This window comes from Bradyrhizobium manausense (genome assembly GCF_001440035.1).
Lineage (GTDB): Bacteria > Pseudomonadota > Alphaproteobacteria > Rhizobiales > Xanthobacteraceae > Bradyrhizobium > Bradyrhizobium manausense.
Map to the genome: position 1 here is coordinate 483,232 of NZ_LJYG01000108.1, position 20,812 is coordinate 504,043.

At 64.4% G+C, this 20,812-nt stretch carries 19 protein-coding genes and 1 pseudogene; 10 read left to right on the plus strand and 10 right to left on the minus strand.

What is annotated here, in order from left to right:
* From AOQ71_RS48935 to AOQ71_RS32415, 3 genes and pseudogenes are all read right to left on the minus strand, one after another.
* Positions 1-728 (minus strand): annotated as a pseudogene (locus tag AOQ71_RS48935) (SPOR domain-containing protein); the annotation flags it as partial.
* A 140-nt stretch (positions 729-868) separates the two neighbouring features.
* Complete coding sequence (gene argS / locus AOQ71_RS32410) at positions 869-2,659, minus strand: arginine--tRNA ligase (protein WP_057755789.1); 1,791 nt, start codon at positions 2,657-2,659, stop codon at positions 869-871.
* A 9-nt stretch (positions 2,660-2,668) separates the two neighbouring features.
* Complete coding sequence (locus AOQ71_RS32415; protein ID WP_083514642.1) at positions 2,669-3,877, minus strand: deoxyguanosinetriphosphate triphosphohydrolase; 1,209 nt, start codon at positions 3,875-3,877, stop codon at positions 2,669-2,671.
* Between the two features lie 123 nt (positions 3,878-4,000).
* Here AOQ71_RS32415 and erpA point away from each other — a divergent pair, with 123 nt between their 5' ends.
* Positions 4,001-4,330 (plus strand): iron-sulfur cluster insertion protein ErpA, encoded by a 330-nt coding sequence (gene erpA / locus AOQ71_RS32420; RefSeq protein ID WP_057755794.1) that lies wholly within the window; start codon positions 4,001-4,003, stop codon positions 4,328-4,330.
* 299 nt (positions 4,331-4,629) lie between these two features.
* Here erpA and AOQ71_RS32425 read toward each other — a convergent pair whose 3' ends face one another.
* Complete coding sequence (locus AOQ71_RS32425) at positions 4,630-5,052, minus strand: deoxycytidylate deaminase (RefSeq protein ID WP_057755797.1); 423 nt, start codon at positions 5,050-5,052, stop codon at positions 4,630-4,632.
* 117 nt (positions 5,053-5,169) lie between these two features.
* On the minus strand, positions 5,170-6,093 hold the full coding sequence (locus tag AOQ71_RS32430) for a LysR family transcriptional regulator (protein ID WP_057755799.1): 924 nt from the start codon (positions 6,091-6,093) through the stop codon (positions 5,170-5,172).
* Between the two features lie 176 nt (positions 6,094-6,269).
* On the opposite strand from AOQ71_RS32430, the gene AOQ71_RS32435 reads away from it, so the two are divergent.
* The 7 genes from AOQ71_RS32435 to fdxA are packed head-to-tail and all read left to right on the plus strand — an operon-like array spanning position 6,270 to position 12,692.
* Positions 6,270-7,304: an ABC transporter substrate-binding protein gene (locus AOQ71_RS32435; RefSeq protein WP_057755802.1), complete on the plus strand. Its 1,035-nt coding sequence runs from the start codon at positions 6,270-6,272 to the stop codon at positions 7,302-7,304.
* 19 nt (positions 7,305-7,323) lie between these two features.
* On the plus strand, positions 7,324-8,139 hold the full coding sequence (locus AOQ71_RS32440; RefSeq protein WP_057755803.1) for an ABC transporter ATP-binding protein: 816 nt from the start codon (positions 7,324-7,326) through the stop codon (positions 8,137-8,139).
* Positions 8,139-8,987 carry an ABC transporter permease gene (locus AOQ71_RS32445; RefSeq protein ID WP_083514644.1) on the plus strand — a complete coding sequence of 283 codons (849 nt, stop codon included), beginning with the start codon at positions 8,139-8,141 and terminating at the stop codon, positions 8,985-8,987. The genes AOQ71_RS32440 and AOQ71_RS32445 overlap by 1 nt, the downstream gene beginning before the upstream one ends.
* Positions 8,988-9,012: 25 nt before the next feature.
* The gene (locus AOQ71_RS32450; RefSeq protein WP_057755805.1) at positions 9,013-10,365 is read left to right on the plus strand and encodes an FAD-dependent oxidoreductase; all 1,353 of its coding nucleotides are present in this window, start codon (positions 9,013-9,015) and stop codon (positions 10,363-10,365) included.
* 11 nt (positions 10,366-10,376) lie between these two features.
* Entirely contained in the window at positions 10,377-11,567 is a 1,191-nt protein-coding gene (locus AOQ71_RS32455) for a CaiB/BaiF CoA transferase family protein (RefSeq protein ID WP_057755807.1), read from the plus strand.
* Positions 11,564-12,340 (plus strand): enoyl-CoA hydratase-related protein, encoded by a 777-nt coding sequence (locus tag AOQ71_RS32460; RefSeq protein ID WP_057755810.1) that lies wholly within the window; start codon positions 11,564-11,566, stop codon positions 12,338-12,340. The genes AOQ71_RS32455 and AOQ71_RS32460 overlap by 4 nt, the downstream gene beginning before the upstream one ends.
* Before the next feature lie 16 nt (positions 12,341-12,356).
* Positions 12,357-12,692 (plus strand): ferredoxin, encoded by a 336-nt coding sequence (gene fdxA, locus AOQ71_RS32465; protein WP_057756719.1) that lies wholly within the window; start codon positions 12,357-12,359, stop codon positions 12,690-12,692.
* A 47-nt stretch (positions 12,693-12,739) separates the two neighbouring features.
* Here the strand turns inward: fdxA and AOQ71_RS32470 are convergent, their stop codons facing one another.
* Both AOQ71_RS32470 and AOQ71_RS32475 read right to left on the minus strand, forming a co-directional pair.
* On the minus strand, positions 12,740-13,516 hold the full coding sequence (locus AOQ71_RS32470) for a class II glutamine amidotransferase (protein ID WP_057755812.1): 777 nt from the start codon (positions 13,514-13,516) through the stop codon (positions 12,740-12,742).
* Between the two features lie 32 nt (positions 13,517-13,548).
* Complete coding sequence (locus tag AOQ71_RS32475) at positions 13,549-13,782, minus strand: DUF6356 family protein (protein WP_057755815.1); 234 nt, start codon at positions 13,780-13,782, stop codon at positions 13,549-13,551.
* Between the two features lie 128 nt (positions 13,783-13,910).
* Between AOQ71_RS32475 and AOQ71_RS32480 the strand changes: the two genes are divergently transcribed.
* Entirely contained in the window at positions 13,911-14,384 is a 474-nt protein-coding gene (locus AOQ71_RS32480; RefSeq protein ID WP_057755818.1) for an Lrp/AsnC family transcriptional regulator, read from the plus strand.
* A gap of 61 nt (positions 14,385-14,445) precedes the next feature.
* Here AOQ71_RS32480 and AOQ71_RS32485 read toward each other — a convergent pair whose 3' ends face one another.
* Positions 14,446-16,776 carry an ATP-binding protein gene (locus AOQ71_RS32485; RefSeq protein ID WP_057755820.1) on the minus strand — a complete coding sequence of 777 codons (2,331 nt, stop codon included), beginning with the start codon at positions 16,774-16,776 and terminating at the stop codon, positions 14,446-14,448.
* Positions 16,777-16,910: 134 nt separating this feature from the next.
* Here AOQ71_RS32485 and xth point away from each other — a divergent pair, with 134 nt between their 5' ends.
* Positions 16,911-17,708, plus strand: coding sequence for an exodeoxyribonuclease III (gene xth / locus AOQ71_RS32490; protein ID WP_057755822.1), 798 nt, complete (start codon positions 16,911-16,913; stop codon positions 17,706-17,708).
* Positions 17,709-17,866: 158 nt separating this feature from the next.
* Here xth and AOQ71_RS32495 read toward each other — a convergent pair whose 3' ends face one another.
* Both AOQ71_RS32495 and ilvD read right to left on the minus strand, forming a co-directional pair.
* Positions 17,867-18,691, minus strand: a complete 825-nt coding sequence (locus AOQ71_RS32495; protein ID WP_057755824.1) for a tetratricopeptide repeat protein — start codon at positions 18,689-18,691, stop codon at positions 17,867-17,869.
* The gene (ilvD, locus tag AOQ71_RS32500) at positions 18,678-20,402 is read right to left on the minus strand and encodes a dihydroxy-acid dehydratase (RefSeq protein ID WP_057755829.1); all 1,725 of its coding nucleotides are present in this window, start codon (positions 20,400-20,402) and stop codon (positions 18,678-18,680) included. Before ilvD ends, AOQ71_RS32495 begins: the two co-directional genes overlap by 14 nt.
* Positions 20,403-20,812: the final 410 nt, after the last annotated feature.

Genomic DNA, 20,812 nt, shown 5'->3' on the forward strand with positions numbered 1-20,812 from the left:
GAGCCGATATAGGTCTTGTAGGCGAAAGCAGCGCCAGTTCCGACCACGGCAAGCGCGAGGATCGCCGCAACGGTCATCATGCCGCCGCGCGATTTCCTGGGCTCATCGAGATCAGCCTCGGGATAGTCGCTCTGGAATGCGTAGGGATCATCAGGATAGGCCGGCTCGCGCTGAAAATCCTGCTCGCCCGCTTCGAGCCGCCCGTAGAGAGCGTCGTCGTAGCGCGCCGGATCAGGCTGCTCGTAGGGCGCTTCATAGGCTTGATGCTGGGCCGGCTCCTGACGGTAGGCTTGCTCATGGTAAGCCTGATCCTGATAGGACTGCTGCGGCTGATGAAACTGCGGCTCGGGCGCGGCTGGCTGGGCCGAATAGCGATGCAGCGGATGAATTGGATTCACGGTAACAGGATGGTCGGGCTCGGGCGCCGGCTGCGGCTGCACGTTGGCGCGGCGCATCCATGAGGGCGGCCCGGGCTGAGCCGGCGCCGCGGGCTCGGCATGATCCTGCTGATAATCCTCCTGCTGGTAATCGTCGTCCTGATAGCTCTGCGTCGGCGCAGGTGCCGCTGCCGGCCGCGCACCCGGACGGCCCTGCGCTGCGAACGGATCGGTCTGCCCGATCAGGCGCGCAAGCTCGGCCAAGGGATCGCTGTCCGCTCTCCCATGCTGGTCGGCGCCGCGACCATAGTCATCGGAAGGAAACGGTCTGTCGTGATATCGATCGGCCATCGTGATGATGCGTCCCTTCGGGAAAGCTGCGCGCCCCTCGACCAAGGCGCAGCTTTCGACCCACAAGGCTTTCAACCAAGTCTAAGCGATCCGGCTTCTGCCGGTACCCCCAATATTCCCCTTAAGTAGTTCGCCCCAAACTACCGCATCTCGTCCGGAGCATGGACGCCGAGGATGGCGAGGCCCGATGCCAGGACAGAGACGACGCCCTGGACCATGGCCAGTCGCGCCTTTGTAAGATCTGCATCATTATTGATAATGAAGCGTAAATAGGGCAAATCCCGCCCTTTCGTCCAAAGTGCGTGAAATTCGCTCGCTAAGTCATAGAGATAAAAGGCAATACGGTGCGGCTCATGGGCCGCGGCGGCAGCTTCCAGCATCCGCGGATAAATTGCGAGGCGCTTAAGAAGATCGAGCTCGACGGGGTCGGACAGCCGTTCCACGGCCGACTCACTGAGCCAGGCAATGCGCTTGCCGGTATCCTCTGGCAGGTCCGGGAACAGCTCCGCCCGAGCGTTGCGGAAGATCGAGTGGCCGCGGGCGTGGCCGTACTGCACGTAGAACACCGGGTTGTCGCGCGACTGTTCCATGACCTTGGCGAGGTCGAAGTCGAGCACCGCGTCGTTCTTGCGGTAGAGCATCATGAAGCGGACGGCGTCCTGGCCGACTTCATCCACCACCTCACGCAAGGTGACGAAGTCCCCGCTCCGCTTGGACATTTTCACGGGCTCGCCGTTGCGCAGCAACTTCACGAGCTGGACGATCTTGACGTCAAGCGATCCCTTGCCCGACGTCGTCGCCCTCACCGCCGCCTGCATGCGCTTGATGTAGCCGCCGTGATCGGCGCCCCAGACGTCGATCATCTCCGCAAAACCACGGTCGAACTTGTTCTTGTGGTAGGCGATGTCGGAGGCGAAGTAGGTGTAGGAATTGTCCGACTTGATCAGCGGCCGATCGACATCGTCGCCATAGGCGGTCGCCTTGAACAGCAACTGCTCGCGGTCTTCCCAATCCTCGACCGGCGCGCCCTTCGGCGGCGGCAGGCGGCCCTCATAGATGTCGCCCTTGGCCTTCAGGAAATCGATGGTCTCGGCAACCTTGTTGTTGCCGGTCTCGATCAGCGAGCGCTCCGAGAAGAAGACATCGTGGCGGATGTTGAGGGCGGCGAGATCGTCCTTGATCTCGTCCATCATCATCGCGATCGCCTTGGCCCGCACCGTCGGCAGCCACTCGGTTTCGCTCATCGCGAGCAGCTTATCGCCGTGTTCCTTCGCGAGCGCTGCGCCCACAGGCTTTAGATAGTCGCCGGGATAGAGCCCTTCCGGGATCGCCCCGATGTCCTCGCCGAGCGCCTCGCGGTACCGGAGAAACGCGGAGCGTGCGAGCACGTCGACCTGGGCGCCGGCGTCGTTGATGTAATATTCGCGGGTGACGTCGTGGCCGCCGAACTGGAGCAGGCTCGCCAGCGCGTCGCCGAACACGGCACCGCGGCAATGGCCGACATGCATCGGTCCGGTCGGATTGGCCGAGACATATTCGACATTGACCTTGGAGCCGCCGCGGACGCGGCCGTAGTCAGCCCCCTCGCGCAGCACTGTCCGCAGCGCCTCGGCCCAGGCAGAGGGCTTGAGCGTCAGATTGATGAAGCCGGGACCGGCGACATCGACCTTGGCGATCAGCGCGTCAGCGCGGATCTTCTCGGCGATCTGCTCGGCGAGGTCGCGCGGCTTCGTCTTTGCCTCTTTCGCAAGCACCATCGCGGCGTTGGTCGCCATATCGCCGTGGGAGGCATCGCGCGGCGGCTCGACCACCACGCGGGAAAAATCGACGCCCTCGGGCCAGTTGGCTTCGGCCGCGAGCGCGCGGCAGGCGGCGTGCACGCGTGCGAGCACGTCGGCGAACAGATGCGGGCTTGAGGATGTGTCGGGCATGGCCGCCGCCTAACGCAAATCCGGGGTCGAGTCAAAGAGCCGCTGGTGCTCGGTCAGGGCGAAACGGTCGGTCATTCCGGCAATGAAATTGCCGATCCGCCGGGCCCGGTCGCCCTCGTCGTCCGCGTCTGCCCCGACCAGCCATTCCGGCGGCAGGTCATCAGGCGATTTCAGATACTTCGCGAACAGGTCGAACAGGATCTGCTCGGCCTCCCCCATCACCCGCACCACCCGGTTGTGGCGGTACATGTGCCCATAGAGGAAACTCTTGATGGCAGCCTCCTCCTCGGCCACGTCAGGCGGGAACGTGATCAGCGCCCGGCTCTGCTGGCGGACGTCCTGGGCCGACTGGGGGCGGACGGCGGCAATGTTCTTTTGCGCCTCCGCGAACACCGCGCCGATCAGGTGCGAGATCAGTTCGCGCACCAGTTCGGCCCCGCGCCTGACCTCTTCGAGATCGGGGTAATGCGCCGAGGTCTCGGCGATGATCTCGGCCGTGAGCGGCATAACCTTGAGATCGTCGAGATGGAACAGGCCGGCGCGCAGGCCGTCGTCGATGTCGTGGGCGTCGTAGGCGATGTCATCGGCGATCGCGGCGACCTGGGCTTCGAGCGAAGCAAAGCTCCAGAGCTCGAGGTCGTAGGTCCTGACGTAGTCGGCGATGCCGACGGGAATGCCATGTTCGCGATAGCGGCCGACGGGCGCGCCGCCGCGATCGGTCAGCGGGCCGTTGTGCTTGACGATGCCCTCGAGCGATTCCCAGGTCAGGTTCAGCCCGTCGAATTCAGGGTAGCGGTGCTCCAGCGATCCGACGACGCGGAGCGCCTGGGCGTTATGGTCGAAGCCGCCGAAATCCTTCAGGCAGGCATCCAGCGCCCGCTCGCCGGCATGGCCGAACGGCGGATGGCCGAGATCATGGGCGAGCGCCAGGGTTTCGGTGAGGTCTTCGTCCAAGCCTAGCTGCCGGGCCAGCGCACGGGCGATCTGGGCCACCTCCAGCGAATGGGTCAGCCGGGTTCGGTAATGGTCGCCCTCATGGAACACGAACACCTGGGTCTTGTACTTCAGGCGCCGGAACGCGGTCGAATGGATCACCCGGTCGCAATCCCGCCGGAACGGGCTGCGGGTCCGGCTCGGCGGCTCGGCGACCAGCCGGCCGCGGCTGCGATCAGGGTCGCAGGCATAGGGCGCGCGGGGGGCTGCCATTCCGACGGACACGGCGAATTTAGTCCCTATCCATTTGATTCTGCGTATGGTGGCACTTAACTATGTCGGACGCGGGATACCAAATGAATTGGGCAAGTGAACCTGGTATGACCGCGGGCCTATCGGAGACCTGCAATGACGACTGCCGTGACCATCAGTGACCGCGCCGCCCGGCGGATCGGGGAGATCCTCAAGGGCGAAGGGTCAGGCGCGATGCTGCGTATCTCGGTCGAAGGCGGCGGCTGCTCCGGCTTCCAGTACAAGTTCGACATCGACCGCGACCGCACCGAGGACGATCTCGTCATCGAGCAGGACAACGCGGTGGTGCTGGTCGATTCCGCCTCCCAGCCGTTCCTGGCGGGCTCGCAGGTCGACTTCGTCGACGATTTGATCGGCGCCTCCTTCCGCGTCAACAATCCCAACGCGACGGCGTCCTGCGGCTGCGGCACCAGCTTCTCGATCTAGCCCGACCGCAAATCTCGAAAACAACCCCATGCACAGTAGCCGGACGCCGGCACGGCATGATTCGGCTTTTACGAAAATCGCTTGCGGCGTCGGGCAAAACAGGGGTAGGATGTCATCGTCGCGAGGTCCCCAAAAGGGAAGCTCTACGGGACTCCGCTAAGATCCCCCATTCTCCACGACATCCTCGCATTCATGGCGACAATCTCTCCAACGCTCGCCAAACGCACAATATTACGAGCCATATTCAGCAGCGACAGGATCAATCATGCCCATCACAGCGGGCTTGATGACGCTGCCTCTCATGCGCCGCTGCCGGCGTCGACCACACGAATTTCCACGCCGCCCTCCTCGAGGATGATCTGCGAGCGCTCGAACGAAGCGCCCCAGACCGGATCGCCGAAGGCGGGGGCCGGCGTGTCGAGGCAGACGATGCCCGCATCGACGATGGCGCGCGCGCAATCGATGCACGGAAAAAACGTCGACGTGATATGAGCACCGGCCGTCGCCACTCCTGCCCTGGCGGCGTTGAAGATGGCGTGGCGCTCGGCGTGCTCCATCCACACAAAGCGGCCGTCGCCCTCATGGCGCTCGTCGAGATCGCGCACCCCCGGTGGAAACGTGTTGCAGCTCGCGATTTCGGTACCGTCCTGCGCGACCAGCACGGCGCCGACCTTGCGTATGCGGTTGGGGCTATCGGTTGCGGCACGAAGCGCCGACGGCATGTAGGCGCCCAGGGGCACCGGGCGATGGCGAGATGGGGACTCGTGAGTCAAAGCGATCTCCTGATCGAAGGACTGATGATGAGCTGGCTGGAATGGGAATACGAAACATTGGAATCGCTACCGGCGCGGAATTGCGCGAAAATCCTGCTCCAGCAGATTGAATTCCCGCTTCAGTTCGTCGGCGACGACGCTGATGTGATGAGCGCCGGCGCGGATCCGGTGCACGAACAAGCCGATTTCGCTCGCCGCAAGGCCCGCTTCCGAGAGGGGCACATGAACCAGCTCGCCGCGGGCAATCTCGTCGACAAAGCCGGCCGGAGTGAAGAAGCCGATGCCGAGGCCCGCCTTCATCGTCTCTTTCATGACGATGAGCGAGTTGGAGGTGATGCGCGGGGAAAACTGGGCGCCGCTGTGAATGAATTCGGCCTCCGATGCGGCGTCGAGCTGCCACGCATCGGCGAGCATGACGACCGGATAGGCGGCGCACTCGGTGAGAGTCACATGCTTGCGGTCCGCCAGCGGGTGGTCGGCGCACATGAGGGCTCCGAGCACGGTGTGCAGGCGGGCCGCGATGTCGTAGTGGCGATAGCGCTTGTCGATGAAATGCAGCGCGATATCGGGCCTCGCGGCACGCATCTCCTCGCCGTGCTCGGCGGGATCGGCGTCGATGACGCGAAACGAGATATTGGGGTGGCGGGCAGCGATCGTCCTGATCGCCCTGGGCACGACCCGCACCAGAAGTGAGGGGATCGCCGTGATCCGGACCTCGCCCCTGATATCGCCGGCAATTGAGGCGATCTCCAGCCGGGTGCGACGCCATTCGGCGAGGGTGCTGCGCGTGTGGCGCAGCAACTGTTCTCCAGCCGGTGTCAGCCGTACCCCGTTGCCCCGGCGCTCGAAAATCGCGACGCCGATTTCGGCCTCGAGCTTGAGAATCTGGCGGTTGACCGCGGACGAGGCGACATTGAGCTGTTCGGCCGCGCGCCTTATCGAGCCGACCTTGGCGACCTGGTCCAGATAGCGCAGAACAACGGCGTGCATGGCGCAATTCAAGCCCCTGTTAGAGTGCTGCCGAAAAGGCATCACCTATCACGAAACTCTATCCTTCCCAACAGCGCCCGGCCTCCACTAGCCTTTCGTTCGCGCCCAGCGGCGGGCGGGACCCGGTGCCGGAATGGTGAGCAGCTTTTCGGCGCCTGGCAAAGGGAGGCACGATCATGGCGAACAGGCTCATTGGGACGCGGCGAAGCTTGCTCCAGGGCGGAGCCGCACTCGCGGTCGGCGCGGCATTGTCCCCCATCACCAGCCGGCGCAGCCGGGCTGCGAGCCTGCAGACCGTCAACATGCAACTCGGCTGGATCACCGGCGGCAATCAGATCGGCGAGGTGGTCGCCAAACGCCTCGGCTATTTCGAGCAGGAAAACATCAACTTCGCGATCCAGCCCGGCGGCCCCAATATCGACGGCGTCGCGATCGTGGCTTCGGGGCGGTACGAGATTGGTCAGCTTTCGTCGAGTCCTTCGCTGATGCTGGCCGCCTCGCAGGGCATTCCGGTCACCTGCTTTGCTGTCGGCGCCCAGGAGCATCCCTACGCCTTCTTCTCGCTGCCCAAGACGCCAATCCGCAAGCCGCAGGACATGATCGGCCGCAAGGTCGGCGTGCAGGCGACGGGGCAAGTTCTACTCACGGCGCTGCTGCGCCGGAACGGCATCCCTGAAGACAAGGTGCAGAAAGTGATCGTCGGCTCCGACATGACGCCGCTGCTCACCGGGCAGGTCGACGCCATAACCGGATGGCGTACCAATACGACGGCGCTCAAGGTGCTGGGGCCCGAAATTATCACGATGCGACTGTGGGACAACGGCGTCAGGCTCTATGCGCTGCCTTACTACACGACGACGGACTTCCTGAAGACGAAGCCCGATTTGCTTGCCGGCTTCTTGCGTGCCGCTGGCCGTGGCTGGGCCTACGCCAAGGCCAATCCCGAAAAGGCGGTCGATCTTCTCGTTCAGGAGTATCCGAATCTCGTGAGGGCGGACGAACTGGAAGCTCTCCCGATCATGTTGAACGCTGAGTTCACGGAGCGGACCAAGACTTTCGCTTGGGGCAGCTTCGATCCCGCCGTCTGGCAGGAGCAAATCGATTTGCACGACGAGCTCAAGCAGTTTGCTGCCGGCAAGCCCAAGCTCGAGCAAGTCATGACCACCAGGATTCTGGATATGACCGCCAACGACCGCCCCAAGATCGGCTGAAACAAGATCGGCTGAAACCATGAGCATCATGTCGCAAACGACTGTCCTGGACCGTACACCGGTTCGGGATGAGAGCCTGGCTGTCCGCCTTCAAGATGTCACGGTGCGTTTCCCGACCGAGCGCGGCGTTGTCACGGCGCTGGAGCGGGTGAGTTTGACCATTCCGAGCGGCGGCTTCCTGACGCTGCTCGGCCCGTCGGGCTGCGGGAAGTCGACGCTGCTCCGGGTCGTCTCCGATCTGATCCCGGCGACCTCGGGCCAGGTCGAGGTGCTTGGCACCACGGCCGCCGCCGCGCGGGCGCGGCGCGACATCGGCTTCGTTTTCCAGGACGCTTCGCTGCTGGCCTGGCGTACGGCGCTCGAGAATGTGCAGTTGCCGCTGGAAGTCGGCGGTCGGAGCAAGCGAGGCGGCGCGCGCGATGCGCGCGAATTGCTGGCGCTGGTCGGCCTCACGGGCTGGGAGAATGCCTATCCACACGAACTGTCCGGCGGCATGCGTCAGCGTGTCGCGATCGCGCGGGCCCTGATCAACGATCCCAAGCTGCTTTTGATGGACGAGCCGTTCGGTGCGCTCGACGAAATCAAGCGCGACCGGCTGAACGAGGAATTGCTGCGGGTCTGGGAGGAAACCGGCGCGACCATCCTGTTCGTCACCCATTCGATCTACGAGGCCGCCTTTCTAGGCCAGCAGGTGATGCTGATGGCCGCGCGTCCCGGGCGGGTTCGCGAGATCGTCCCCGTCGATCTGCCGAGCCCGCGCCGCGTCGCCTTGCGCGAGACGCCGCAGTTCATCGCGCTTGCTGCACACCTGCGAACCGTTCTGGAGGCTTGCTGATGAGCATGCCGGCATTGTCGTCTCACGACGCCAGCGAAATCACCTCCGCCGATGCCGAAGCACAGGCCGGCTTCGCCGCCGCAGCCCGCCTCGCCGCCTGGCGACGCCGCCTGCTCCCGCTGGCAGCAGTCATTGCCCTGCTCGTCCTGTGGGAGCTCGGCGTGATGATTTTCAAGATCCGGCCGTTTATCGCGCCCGCGCCGACCGCGGTGGCGATGACGCTCTATGGCAAGCTCGGCATGCTGCTCGGCAATCTCTTGCCGACGGCGATCGAGGCGGTCGCCGGTTTCTTGATCGGCAATAGCGCCGCGATCCTGCTCGCGACGACGTTCGTCTATCAGCGGACCGCCGAAGAGGCGCTGTTTCCGATCGCGGTGATGTTCCACACCATTCCGGTGATGGCTTATGCGCCGATCCTGGTGCTGCTGCTCGGCAACGGGCTCGAAGCCAAGGTGGCGATTGCCGCACTGATCTGCTTCTTTCCGACATTGGTCAACATGACACGCGGCTTGCGTTCGGTCAGCTCGCAACAGATGGAGCTGATGCGCATCCTGTCGGCCACGCCCAGCGAGATCTTCTTCAAGCTGCGGCTCAAGAGCTCTTTGCCGTATCTGTTTTCGGCGCTCAAGATCGCGTCCGCAACCTCGGTGATCGGCGCGATCGTCGGCGAGTGGATCGGCGCGACGACGGGCATCGGCGCGCTGATCATTCAGGCGACCTACAATTTCGACTCGCCGCTGCTGTACGCCACCATCGTGGTCGGCTCGGCGTTTTCCGCGGCGTTTTTCGCTGTGATCTCCTGGCTGGAGCGCTACTTCCTGAAATGGAACGTGGCGCAGACCGCTTGAACCCGCGCCCTTCGAGGAGCCTCCTATGACAAATCCTGACCGGATCATCGAGCCCGCGGCTGAAATTCCCGTCGTGCGCCGCGCCGATCTCGTGGTGGTTGGCGGCGGGCCTGCGGGCATCGCAGCAGCGGTCGCAGGCGCCCGCAACGGCCTCTCGGTGACATTGATCGAACGCTATGCCTATCTCGGCGGCCTCGCCTCGGGCGGCATGGTGCTGGTGCTCGATGACATGTGCAACGGCGAAGAGATCAGTGTTCGCGGGATTTGCAGCGAAATGATCGAGCGCATGGAGCATATGGGCCTGTGCGTGGTGCCGCCGGAAGCCGAGCGCCGCTCCAGCGCGGAGCTGTGGCGCAAATGGTCGCGGTGGGGCGTGTTCGATTTTCACTCCCATACCAAGCCGCAGCCGATCTGCTACGCTGCCGCGTTCGATCCGGACGGCTACAAGCGGGCGGCGAACGCGATGATCAGCGAAGCGAAGGTCGACCTGCGGCTGCACAGCTGGTTCTCGCGGGCGATTGTCGAAGACGGTCGCATCACCGGCGTCATCTGCGACACCAAGAGCGGGCGACAGGCCATCATGGGAAGCGCCGTGATCGACGCCAGCGGCGATCTCGATGTCGCTGCCTCCGCCGGCGCGCCGTTCAGCCACGGCTCCTACATCATGACCACCGTGTTCCGCCTCGGCGGCGTCGATGTCGAAGCCGCCGAACGCTTCGAATACGAAGAGCCGGAGGCGTTCGGCGCCATCGACCGCGAAGCCAAGAAGATCATGGGTGGGTCCTGGGCCAAGTGGTGGTTGAAGACGCCGCTGCCTGATATCGTCTGGTGCAACTGCCCGCATATGACCGGCTTCGACGGCGTCAAGGTCGAGGATTTGACCCGGGCCGATTTCCAGGGCCGCGAGCGCATCGCCGCGCTGGTCGAATTTGTCCGTGCCAAGCTGCCGGGATTCCAGACGTGCTTCGTGGTCGACGTTGCGCCCCAGATCGGCGTGCGCCAGACCCGATTGCTCGACGGCGTCTACGTGATGAGCAAGGACGATGTGATGCATCGGCGCCATTTCGCCGACAGCGTCGCGCGCGGCCGCGACTATTACTATCCGTATCGCACGCTGCTGCCGCGAAACGTCGGCCAGTTGCTGGTCGCCGGCCGGCACTATTCCGCGACCTCGTCGGCGCAACGCACCTCGCGCGAAATTCCGCCGTGCATGGCGATGGGCGAAGCAGCCGGCGTTGCCGCCGCGCTCGCCATCGATGCCAACGTTGCGGTCGATCGTGTCGATATCAGGAAGCTTCAGGCGCGATTGCGGGCGCAGGGAGCCGATCCGGGCGACCAGCCCGCCGCCAACGCGCTCGTGACCGTTGCCGCAGAATAGGAACATCAGGAATGGATAGCTCTTCCGCGCAGCCGCTGTCGGGCGTGCGTGTCATCGATTTCACCCAGGTGATGCTGGGGCCGAGCGCGACGCAGGTACTTGCCGACTACGGCGCCGACGTGATCAAGATCGAACGGCCGGGAGCCGGCGACCTGTCGCGTTCCTCGATTCCTGACGATCCCGACGGTCTCGACAATCCGGTGTTTCGCAGCCTCAATCGCAACAAGCGCTCGATCGCGCTCGATCTGCGCAAGGCGGAAGGCAGAGAGATCATCTATGATCTCGTTCGCACCGCCGACGTGGTGGTGAACAACTTCCGCGCAGGCGTCATGGAACGCATGGGCTTCGGCTACGAGCAGCTGTCCAAGATCAACCCGCGGATCATTTGCGCATTCGGCTCCGGCTTCGGCCAGGCCGGGCCGTTGTCCCACAAGGGCGGCCAGGACATTCTCGCACAGGCGCTGTCCGGTGTGATGCGTCGCAAGTGCAATGACGACGAGCCGCTCACGGTCTACGCGACGGCGCTGTGCGACTACACCGCCGGCATGCATCTGGTGCAGGCGATCCTGCTCGCCCTTCTGCAGCGTGAGAAAACCGGCCGAGGGCAGCAGGTTGCGGTCTCGTTGTTCGAGTCGATGCTGGCCATGCAAATGCAGGAAGCCGCGATGTGGCTGCACCGTGGCAAGGACCTCAGCTGGGGATCGTATCCCCTCACCGGGTGCTTTGCGACCACCGACGGCGCCGTCGTTCTGGTCGGCGCCTTCAAGGCCAACCCGCTGCAGGATATCTGCAAGGCGCTGGAACTGCCCGATCTCTCGGCCGATCCGCGTTACGCAACGTTCCAGGGCCAGGTCGAGCACAAGGCCGAGCTGCAGGGCAAATTCCGCGAACGCTTTGCGTCGAACACGACCGCCTATTGGCTGGCGCGGCTCGACGAGCAGGATTTGTTGTGCTCGCCCGTGCTGACGCTTGCGGAAGCGCTCGGTCACGAACAGACCAAGCTGAACGGCACAGTGGTGACGCTGAGCGGTGGCGCGACGACCATGGCGCTGATTGGCACGCCGCTGACCATGGCTCCCGATGCCTTCCAGCTTCGCCGCCCGCCGCCCGCACTGGGCGCCGATGGCACGGCCGTACTCACCGAGGCCGGGTTCTCCGCAGAGCGCATCGCCGCTCTCAAGGCGCAGGGGATCGTCGCATGAGCGTGCAATTCACAGTGCAGGACCATGTCGCGCGCGTGACGCTCGACCGGCCAGATCGCCTCAACGCAGTCGATCAGGCGACCGAGGCCGAGCTGATCCGGATCTGGGAGACGATCGAGCGCGACCGCGACATTCGCGTGGTGGTGCTCACCGGCGTCGGCGAGCGTGCTTTCTGCACCGGCGCGGACATGAAGGGCGGATCCGGCTCCAGCGGGCTCGACTATTGGGCGGCCGCGCGTCCGGGCGGTTTCGGCGGCATCGCGCTGCGGGAGACGCTCGACATCCCCGTCATCGCCCGTGTCAACGGGCACGCGCTCGGCGGCGGCATGGAGATGATGCTCGGCTGCGACATCGTCATCGCCTCTGATAACGCGACCTTCGGCCTGCCGGAACCGCGGGTCGGCCGGCTTGCGCTCGACGGCGGCATCGCCCTGCTCGCGCGTCGCATTCCTCATGTCTGGGCGATGGGAATGCTGCTGACGGGACGTCGCATCAGTGCGGCGGACGCGTTGCGGTTCGGGCTCGTCAACGAGGTGGTCGCCCCCGAAACGCTCGACGATGCGGTCACGCGCTGGATAACGGATATTCTCGCCTGCGCGCCGCTGTCGGTGCGGGCGATCAAGCAGATGGTGCGGGCCGGTCAGCGCCTGTCGCCGACGGACGCGCAGATGTTGCGGTTGCCCGCGCTTGTCGAAGCGCTGCAATCGTCCGACCAGGACGAAGGCGTGCGCGCCTTCCAGGAGAAGCGTGCGCCGAAATGGCGCGGCCGCTGACCATCAGGAGATCGTCATGGCCTACGTCATTGGCTCGACCTGCATCGACGTCAAGGACGGGGCCTGCCAGGATGTCTGCCCGGTCGAGAGCATCTACGAAGGCGGACGTATGATGTATATTCAGCCCGACGAATGCATCGACTGCGGCTTGTGCCTGTCGGTCTGTCCGGTCTCGGCGATATACGCGCAGGATGAATTGCCGGAGCACGAGCGTGATTTCCTGCGCGCCAACGCCGAATTTTTTGGAAGCTCGGTGACCGGCTGGGGCTCGCCCGGCGGCGCGGATGCGCGACACATCAGCACGCTCGATCATCCGCTCGTGGCCGGGCACAAGATTCCGGCGCCCTACTGAGGGTCGGACATTCGAATCGCTCCAGTGGGATCGCCACCCGCGAGCCATCATGATCGGCGAAACGGGCTCACGACAATGCCGGCGCGATCGATGCGCACGAAGCTCTGCGGCGGAACGGAGTCCCAGCAGGTAGTGGCGTCGTCGATCGGCTCGGACACGATGAGCGCACCGCCTCCTGATCCGCGCGTGTTGAGATAGAGCGTCGGCGGACGCAAATCGCTGGCATAGCGGATCGCGTAGAGCTTTTCGCCGTCGGACATCGCGGCGGTGAAGCGCAGGGGTTCATTGACCGCGCTCGCGGCCATCTGCCGCTCGATCAGGTCGATCACCGCAGCGAACGCACCCTCGGCATCGGACGAAAACCCGAACGCCAGCAGGAGAAGGAAGATCGCTTCGCTGTCGGTCGTGCCCTGGCGACTGGCGTAGTGGTTATCAGGGATATGCGCTTCGAGGGCACGGCGCACGCGTTGCCAGCCGCCGATCTGGCCATTGTGCATGAACAGGTAGCGATCCGCCGCGAAGGGATGACAATTGGTGCGGATGGTTGCGGTCCCGGTCGCCGCACGCACATGCGCCAGAAACAGCGAGGAGCGAATCTGGTGCGCGATCGAGAGCAGGTTCTCGTCGCTCCAGGCCGGCCGCACGTCGCGAAACAGGCCGGGCCGCTCGCGTTCACCATACCAGCCGACCCCGAATCCGTCCGCGTTGACCTCGGACTTGGCCTCGCGGCAATGCCGGCTTTGCGCAATCAGGCTCTGGCAGGGTTTTGCGATGAAGTCCTCGAGGAAAACCGGCGCGCCCAGATAGGCCAACCATCGGCACATATTGATCCCAGACTCTCGGGTCGCGGCGCTGGCTACTCGGCGGGCTGCAGCGCGTGGCCGCGACGCGCGATGCGCTCGTGCATCTGCCGGATCATGCGGCTGGCGGTGGTCTCGAACAGGCAGGGAATGACGGCGTGCACCAGCGCCGCCAATGCGGCGCCGAACAGGCGCGCCGCGAAGCCGAGCGCGAACAGGAAATGCTCGCCGTAGGATTCATCGACGCTCTCAGGATGGGACAGAAACAGCCGGTGCAGGGTGGTTTGCATGCTGGGCTCCAGGGACGCGGTTCGCCTGCAATCCCTAGGGGATTCGGATCAAGAAGATGTCCCAAATATCACGCCATCGGCCCTAATCCGGTTGAATTTAGACGACGATCTCTTGTATTGTTGGGATAATGGATGAAACAGATCGCAAACTCCTCAACCTGATCCAGCATGACGCCGCTCTGTCGCTGGACGAGCTTAGCGAGCGGGCGGGACTTTCCCGCAACGCCTGCTGGCGCCGCATCAAGCGCCTGGAGGATGACGGCATCATCAAGGGCCGCGTGACCCTGCTCGATGCCAGCCGCATCAATGTCGGCCTGACCGCGTTCATCGCGCTGCGCACCACCGAGCACAGCGCCAGCTGGCTCAAGCAGTTTTCGAACGCCGTGCGCGACATTCCCGAGATCATCGGCGTCTACCGCATGACCGGCGATGTCGATTATCTGCTGCAGGCCGTGATCCCTGACGTTGCCGCCTATGACAGGCTCTACCAGCGCCTGATCGGGAGGATCACGCTCGCGGACGTGTCATCGTCCTTTGTCATGCAGGAAATCAAGGCGACGACGGTGCTGCCGCTCGACTATGCGCCGGAGCGGCGCGGGTGAAGGCGGAGGCCGCGAAGGCAGTCGCCGCGCGCGTCTATGGAAAACCAAGACCGGCGCCGCCTTACGCGCCCGTCATCTGCCTTTCCTCGTCCGTCCACACCAGCTCATCAGGCATCAGCTCCGGCTGGAGCGGCGCCTCCTGGGTCATCACATGGCCGTCCAGCGCGCGCAGCAGGGCCGCGACCAGCGCCGGCTTGCGCAACGGTTTGGCCAGGAAGTCCGACATGCCGGCCTCGCGGCAGATCGTGACGTCCTCGGGGAAGGCGTTGGCCGTTAGCGCGACGATCGGCAAGGCCGCAAAGCGCCCTCCTCCCGCGCGGATCGCGCGCGTCGCGGCGAGCCCGTCCATCTCGGGCATGCGCACGTCCATCAGCACGATGTCGTAGTCGCGTTCTGACACGGCCGCGACGGCCTCGACACCGTCGCTAACGACGCGCAATTCGACATCGAAGGCGGCGAGCATCTTGCTCACGACCATGCGGTTGACGGCATCGTCCTCGGCGACCAGCACCTTCAGCGGCCGGTCGAGGCCGGCAATTCGGGCCTTGAGATCGTCGGATTCCTCGCGGCCCGCGTCCTGATCTGATGTCTGCGCCTGGCTCCACGGCAGCACCAGCGTGAAGCGGAAGGTCGAGCCCTCGTCCGGCGTCGAGGTGACGCCGATGGTGCCGCCCATCTGCTCGATGATGCGCCTTGAGATCGCAAGGCCAAGGCCGGTGCCGCCGAACCGGCGGCTGATCGAGGCGTCGGCCTGCGCAAAGTCGCTGAACAGCTGCCCGAGCTTGTCGGGCGCAATGCCGATGCCGCTGTCGGTCACGGTCCATTCGACCGTCGCGAGCAGGTCGCGCCGCGCCGGGCACATGGCCTTGATCGTCACCTCGCCCTCGTCGGTGAACTTCACCGCGTTGGAGGCAAGATTGAGCAGCACCTGGCGGATGCGCGCGGCGTCGCCGCGCAGCGTCGGCGGCAGGTTCGGATCGAGCTCGATCTTGAGGCTGATACCCTTGCCCTTGGCGCTCGCGCGCACGACGGTCGCAACCGTCTCGACCAGCGCCTGCGGCGCAAAGTCGATTGCCTCGAACTGGAAGCGTCCGGCCTCGAGCTTGGAGAGATCGAGGATGTCGTTGAGGATGCGCTGCAGATTGTCGCCGGATTCACGGATCGTGATGACGGCCTCGCGCTGCTCCTCATCCAGATTGGTTTCGAGCAGCATGCTGGCAAGCCCGAGCACGCCGTTCATGGGCGTACGGATCTCGTGGCTCATGACAGCGAGGAAGTCCGACTTGGCGCGGTTCTCGGCTTCGGCCTTCTCCGCGCGCCAGCGCTCGGTGACGTCGCGGCCGAAGCCGCGATAGCCCAGGAACTGACCGTCGCGATCGTAGGCGGGCTTTGCGGTCAGCGACCACAGCCGCGCTTCGCCGCCGGCGACGACCTTCAAATTCATCTCGTGCAGCGGCTCGGTATGCTCCATCAGGCCGAGGATGTTGTAGGCGGCCGCCTTGTCCTCGGGGCACAGCATGTCGAGCACGTCGGCGAAATGCGATCCCTTCAGGAGCGGAAGCGGCAATTGCGCGACGTCGGCGAAGCGTTGCGGCACGTCGACGAGGTGGCCTTCAGCGTCGGTCTGCCACAGCCAGTCGCTGGCGTTCTCCTGAAAGTCCTTCAGCAGCAGCGAGATGATCTCGGTCTGCCGCTCGAGGTCGAGCTGGGCCTTGAGATTGCCGAGGAACAGATTGCCCTGCGAGACGATGTTGCGCGCCATGAAGAACGCGAACAGCAGCAGAAACACCGCCGTCACCAGATACGGCCCGGTGCCGCACAGCAGCAGCGAACCCGCGCAGGCGACCGTCATGGTGGCGAGGTAGACGAGGCCGGCGCGCGGGAAGGTCGACAGCGTGAAGGCGCCGCCGGACATCATGCCGACCATCAGGCAGGCCAGGATGAGCTGGCTGGTCGGCCCTATCAGGCTGAACAGCGCCAGCGGCAGCGTGCCCCAGATCGCGGCGAGGAAGAACGCCTGCCGCAGCATCTGCCGTGCCGTGCGCGGCGAAGCCTCCTGCGGTGGGTTCTGATGCGAGCGCTGCCATGCGCGCACGGCGACCGAAGCGACGGCCGTGAGGGTTGCACCCCAGATCGCGAGGAAGTCGTTCCAGCCCCTGCCCCAGAACAGGATCAGAACAATAACGACGTTGAGCATGGTGACGGCCATGGTCACGGGGATCAGCCGCGTCACCGCGTCGATTTGCTTGGCGCGGATGCGGCGCAGCTCGCGCTCGCTGAGATCGGCGATCAGCCCGTCTTCGATCTCGAAACCGCCGAGCCAGGACGGGAAAGCGCCGACGAAACCGTCGCGCTGCTCAGTCAATGCTGGGGATTCGTCGCGCCATCCCATTCCGAGGAACCTTTTCCGTATCAATGGCCTGGGACCGGCTTCAACCGGGTTAATTTTGTGGGAGATTTTGCGGCGTCCTTGACGGGGGCGTTAGCGGTTTGTTCTAACCATGACCCCTGCCCGGAGCCCGCCCCATGCCCATCAGAGTTGCCACCTGGAACGTCAATTCGGTCCGGCAGCGGATCGATCTCCTGCTGACCTGGCTTAGGGAATGCCAGCCCGACATCGTCTGCCTGCAGGAGATCAAATGCATCGACGAGGCGTTTCCGCGGCTCGAGATCGAAGCGCTCGGCTATAACGTGGTGACCCACGGGCAGAAGACGTTCAATGGCGTTGCCCTGCTCTCCAGGCTCAAATTCGACGAGACCAAGTCAGGACTTGCCGGCGATGACGAGGACACGCATGCCCGTTTCCTCGAGGGCGTGGTGACGCTCAAGCAGGGCGTAATGCGCATCGCCTGCCTCTATCTGCCCAACGGCAATCCTGTTGGCACCGATAAATATCCCTACAAGCTCAAATGGATGTCGCGGCTTCTTGAGTATTCGAAGGAGCGTCTTAAGACCGAGGAGCCACTGATCCTCGCAGGCGACTTCAACGTCATCCCGCATGCCCGCGACGTCCACAATCCCGCGGCCTGGACCGAGGACGCCCTGTTCAAGACCGAAACGCGGGAGAGCTTTCAGTCCCTGCTCGGCCTCGGTCTGACCGACGCCTTAAGGGCCGTCACCGACGAGCCTGGTCTCTACACGTTCTGGGATTACCAGGCCGGGGCCTGGCAGAAGAACCAGGGGCTGCGCATCGACCATCTGCTGCTCTCGCCGCAGGCGAGCGACAAGCTCGCCAATGTCGGCATCGACAGCTACGTGCGGGCCTGGGAGAAGCCGTCGGATCACGTGCCGGTTTGGGCGGATCTGGATCTGGAGGCGGCGTAGGCCTTGCGCGGAGTTGGTCGGGGCGAGTGGCAATCACAACTGCGGTAGGGTGGGCAAAGGCACGCCCTTTGCGCGCCGTGCCCACCATCTCGTCGTGATCGAAACAGGTGGTGGGCACGCTTCGCTTTGCCCGCCCTACGGCACCTTCGTTGCCGAGGCTACTCGTGGCGGCCCTGCACCCACTGTTCCAGCATTTGCAGGCACATGGCGCGGTCGTCGTCGGAGGCCTTGGCGAAGGCGCGGTTGTAATTTTCCTTGATCCAGGTCTCGTCGGCGCCGGCGCTGTCACGCGCCAGCGTCAGCCACATCAGGCCGCGCGCGGCCTGCCGCGGCAGGCGATCGCCGTTGAACAGCATCTGCCCGAGCAGCGCCTGGGCCTCGTGCTGGCCCTTCTGGGCGGCAAGGCCAAGCCAGCGGGCGCCGTAGCGGAAATCCTCCCGGGAGGCGTCCGGCGTCTTCAGATAGAGCCGGGCGAGATCGTACTGCGCGTCGGCGTTGCCGAAATAGGAGGCGGCATAGGAGAACATCTCCCGCGCCCTGTCAGGATCGGCCTTGATCTTGGAGTTCGGGATGCCGCTCAGATAATAGCGCCCGAGCGCGACAAAGGCATTGGCGACGACCTGCGCCTGCGGCGCCGACGGGCTGTCCTCGGCATGCGCATTGGCGATCCGGGTGAAATAGTCGAAGGCGCGAACGTCGTCCTGGGCCACGCCGTCGCCGCTGGCGTACATGCGGCCGAGCTTCCACTGCGCAATCGGGTGACCGCCCTCGGCGGCGTATTGCAGGGCCGTGAGCGAGCTTTCCTGGGGCGCGACGGGGGGCACAGACTTGCGCACTGCACCGGCGGCGCCGGGCAAGGTGGTCACGACGGGGATGGCCGCGTCCTTGGGGTTAACCGGCGCGCCATCGAAGGCGAGCGCCGGCGCGGCCAGCGTGGTAGCCCCCAACACAAACGCAACAATGGCACGCCTAGATGTCCGCATAGCACTGTTTCTCGTGCGCGCCGCCCGGATGGGTCACTGCCCCACCGACCGCTGGTCCAACCTGCTGGGCATACTTCCAGAGCGCACCCGACGTGTGATTAGTCGCGCGAGCGCTCCACTTGGTCTTGCGCTGAGCCAGCTCAGCGTCGCTCAATTTTACGTTAAGTGTACCGGCGTCCGCATCGATCTCGATGATGTCGCCGTCCTCAAGCAGCCCGATCGGGCCCCCGACCGCGGCCTCCGGCCCGACATGGCCGATGCAGAAGCCGCGCGTGGCGCCGGAGAAGCGGCCGTCGGTGATGAGCGCGATCTTGCCGCCCATGCCCTGGCCGGTCAGCGCTGCGGTGGTCTGGAGCATCTCCCGCATGCCGGGGCCGCCCTTGGGGCCTTCGTAGCGGATCACGATGACTTCGCCTTCGCGATAGGTGCGCTTCTGGACCGCCTCGAAAGCATCCTCCTCCCGGTCGAAGCACCTGGCCGGACCGGTAAACTTGAGGTTGGACATTCCCGCGACTTTCACGATCGCACCTTCTGGCGCCAAATTGCCCTTCAGACCGACCACACCGCCTGTCACGGTGATGGGCTTGTCTGCCGGGTGCACCACGTCCTGGTGCGGATTCCACTTCACGCTTTTGAGGTTTTCGGCGATCGTTCGACCGGTGACCGTAATGCAGTCGCCGTGGAGAAATCCGTTGTCGAGCAGCGTCTTCATCAGAAGCGGTATGCCACCTACTTCAAACATGTCTTTGGCGACATAACGGCCACCCGGCTTCAAATCCGCGACATAAGGTGTCTTTTTGAAGATTTCGGCGACGTCGAATAAGTCAAACTTTATGCCGGCCTCATGCGCGATGGCCGGCAGGTGCAGCGCAGCATTGGTCGAGCCGCCAGACGCAGCAACCACCGCGGCCGCATTCTCCAGCGCCTTTCGAGTGACGATGTCGCGCGGACGGATATTGGACGCGATCAGGTCCATCACCTTCTCGCCCGCGGTCATGCAGAACGCGTCGCGGATCTCGTATGGTGCGGGAGCACCGGCCGAGTAAGGCAGCGCGAGGCCAATGGCCTCCGACACCGTCGCCATGGTGTTGGCGGTGAACTGCGCACCGCAGGCGCCCGCCGAGGGGCACGCCACGCGCTCGATCTCATCGAGGTCCTCGTCCGACATGGCGCCGACGGAGTGCTTGCCGACGGCCTCGAACATGTCCTGCACCGTGACCTGCTGCCCGCGGAAATTGCCGGGAAGGATCGAGCCGCCATAGATGAAGATCGACGGCACGTTGAGGCGCACCATCGCCATCATCATGCCCGGCAGCGACTTGTCGCAGCCGGCAAGACCGACCAGCGCATCATAGGCATGGCCGCGCACGGTCAGCTCGACGGAGTCGGCGATGCATTCGCGCGACGGCAGCGAGGAGCGCATGCCGTCATGGCCCATGGCGATACCGTCGGTCACGGTGATGGTGCAGAATTCGCGCGGCGTGCCGCCAGCGGATGCGACGCCCTTCTTCACCGCCTGCGCCTGGCGCATCAGGGCGATGTTGCAGGGCGCAGCTTCATTCCAGCACGAGGCGACGCCGACGAAGGGCTGGTGGATCTGCTCGGTGGTCAGACCCATGGCGTAGAAGTAGGAACGATGGGGCGCGCGCGCAGGACCTTCCGTCACGTGACGGCTCGGCAGCCTCTGCTTGATGTTGGCCTTGGCGTCCATCGCGACCAGTTTCCTCCGATCCAGTTTCCTGGCCAACCCTTGTCAGTTCAGGAAAGATCAGAGCCAAGATTTGAATCGACCTTTGGGATTTCCTGCCCCAGCAAGGGACCAGCCCGGCCCCTCAAACATACGAGTGATTTTATTCATGTTCGGGTGTGGCCAAAAAGCGGCGCCGCTGCGAACGACCAGTGGTGAGGGTTAAATCCACAAGCGGTGTTGCTCAGGCAGCACAGTCGTTACCGGGAAGACACGGGTCCGCTTACAGTGATACCCTCGCGAAGATGACAGTCAACAATCTCTGATTTCATGTCACGGGCTGCGCGACCAGACTTGCGGCGATGGTGCGTGGGACCGCAACTGAGTCGGCATTCGCCGAGTTTGTGGGAAGCTGCTCCATCTCGTCGTGGCGA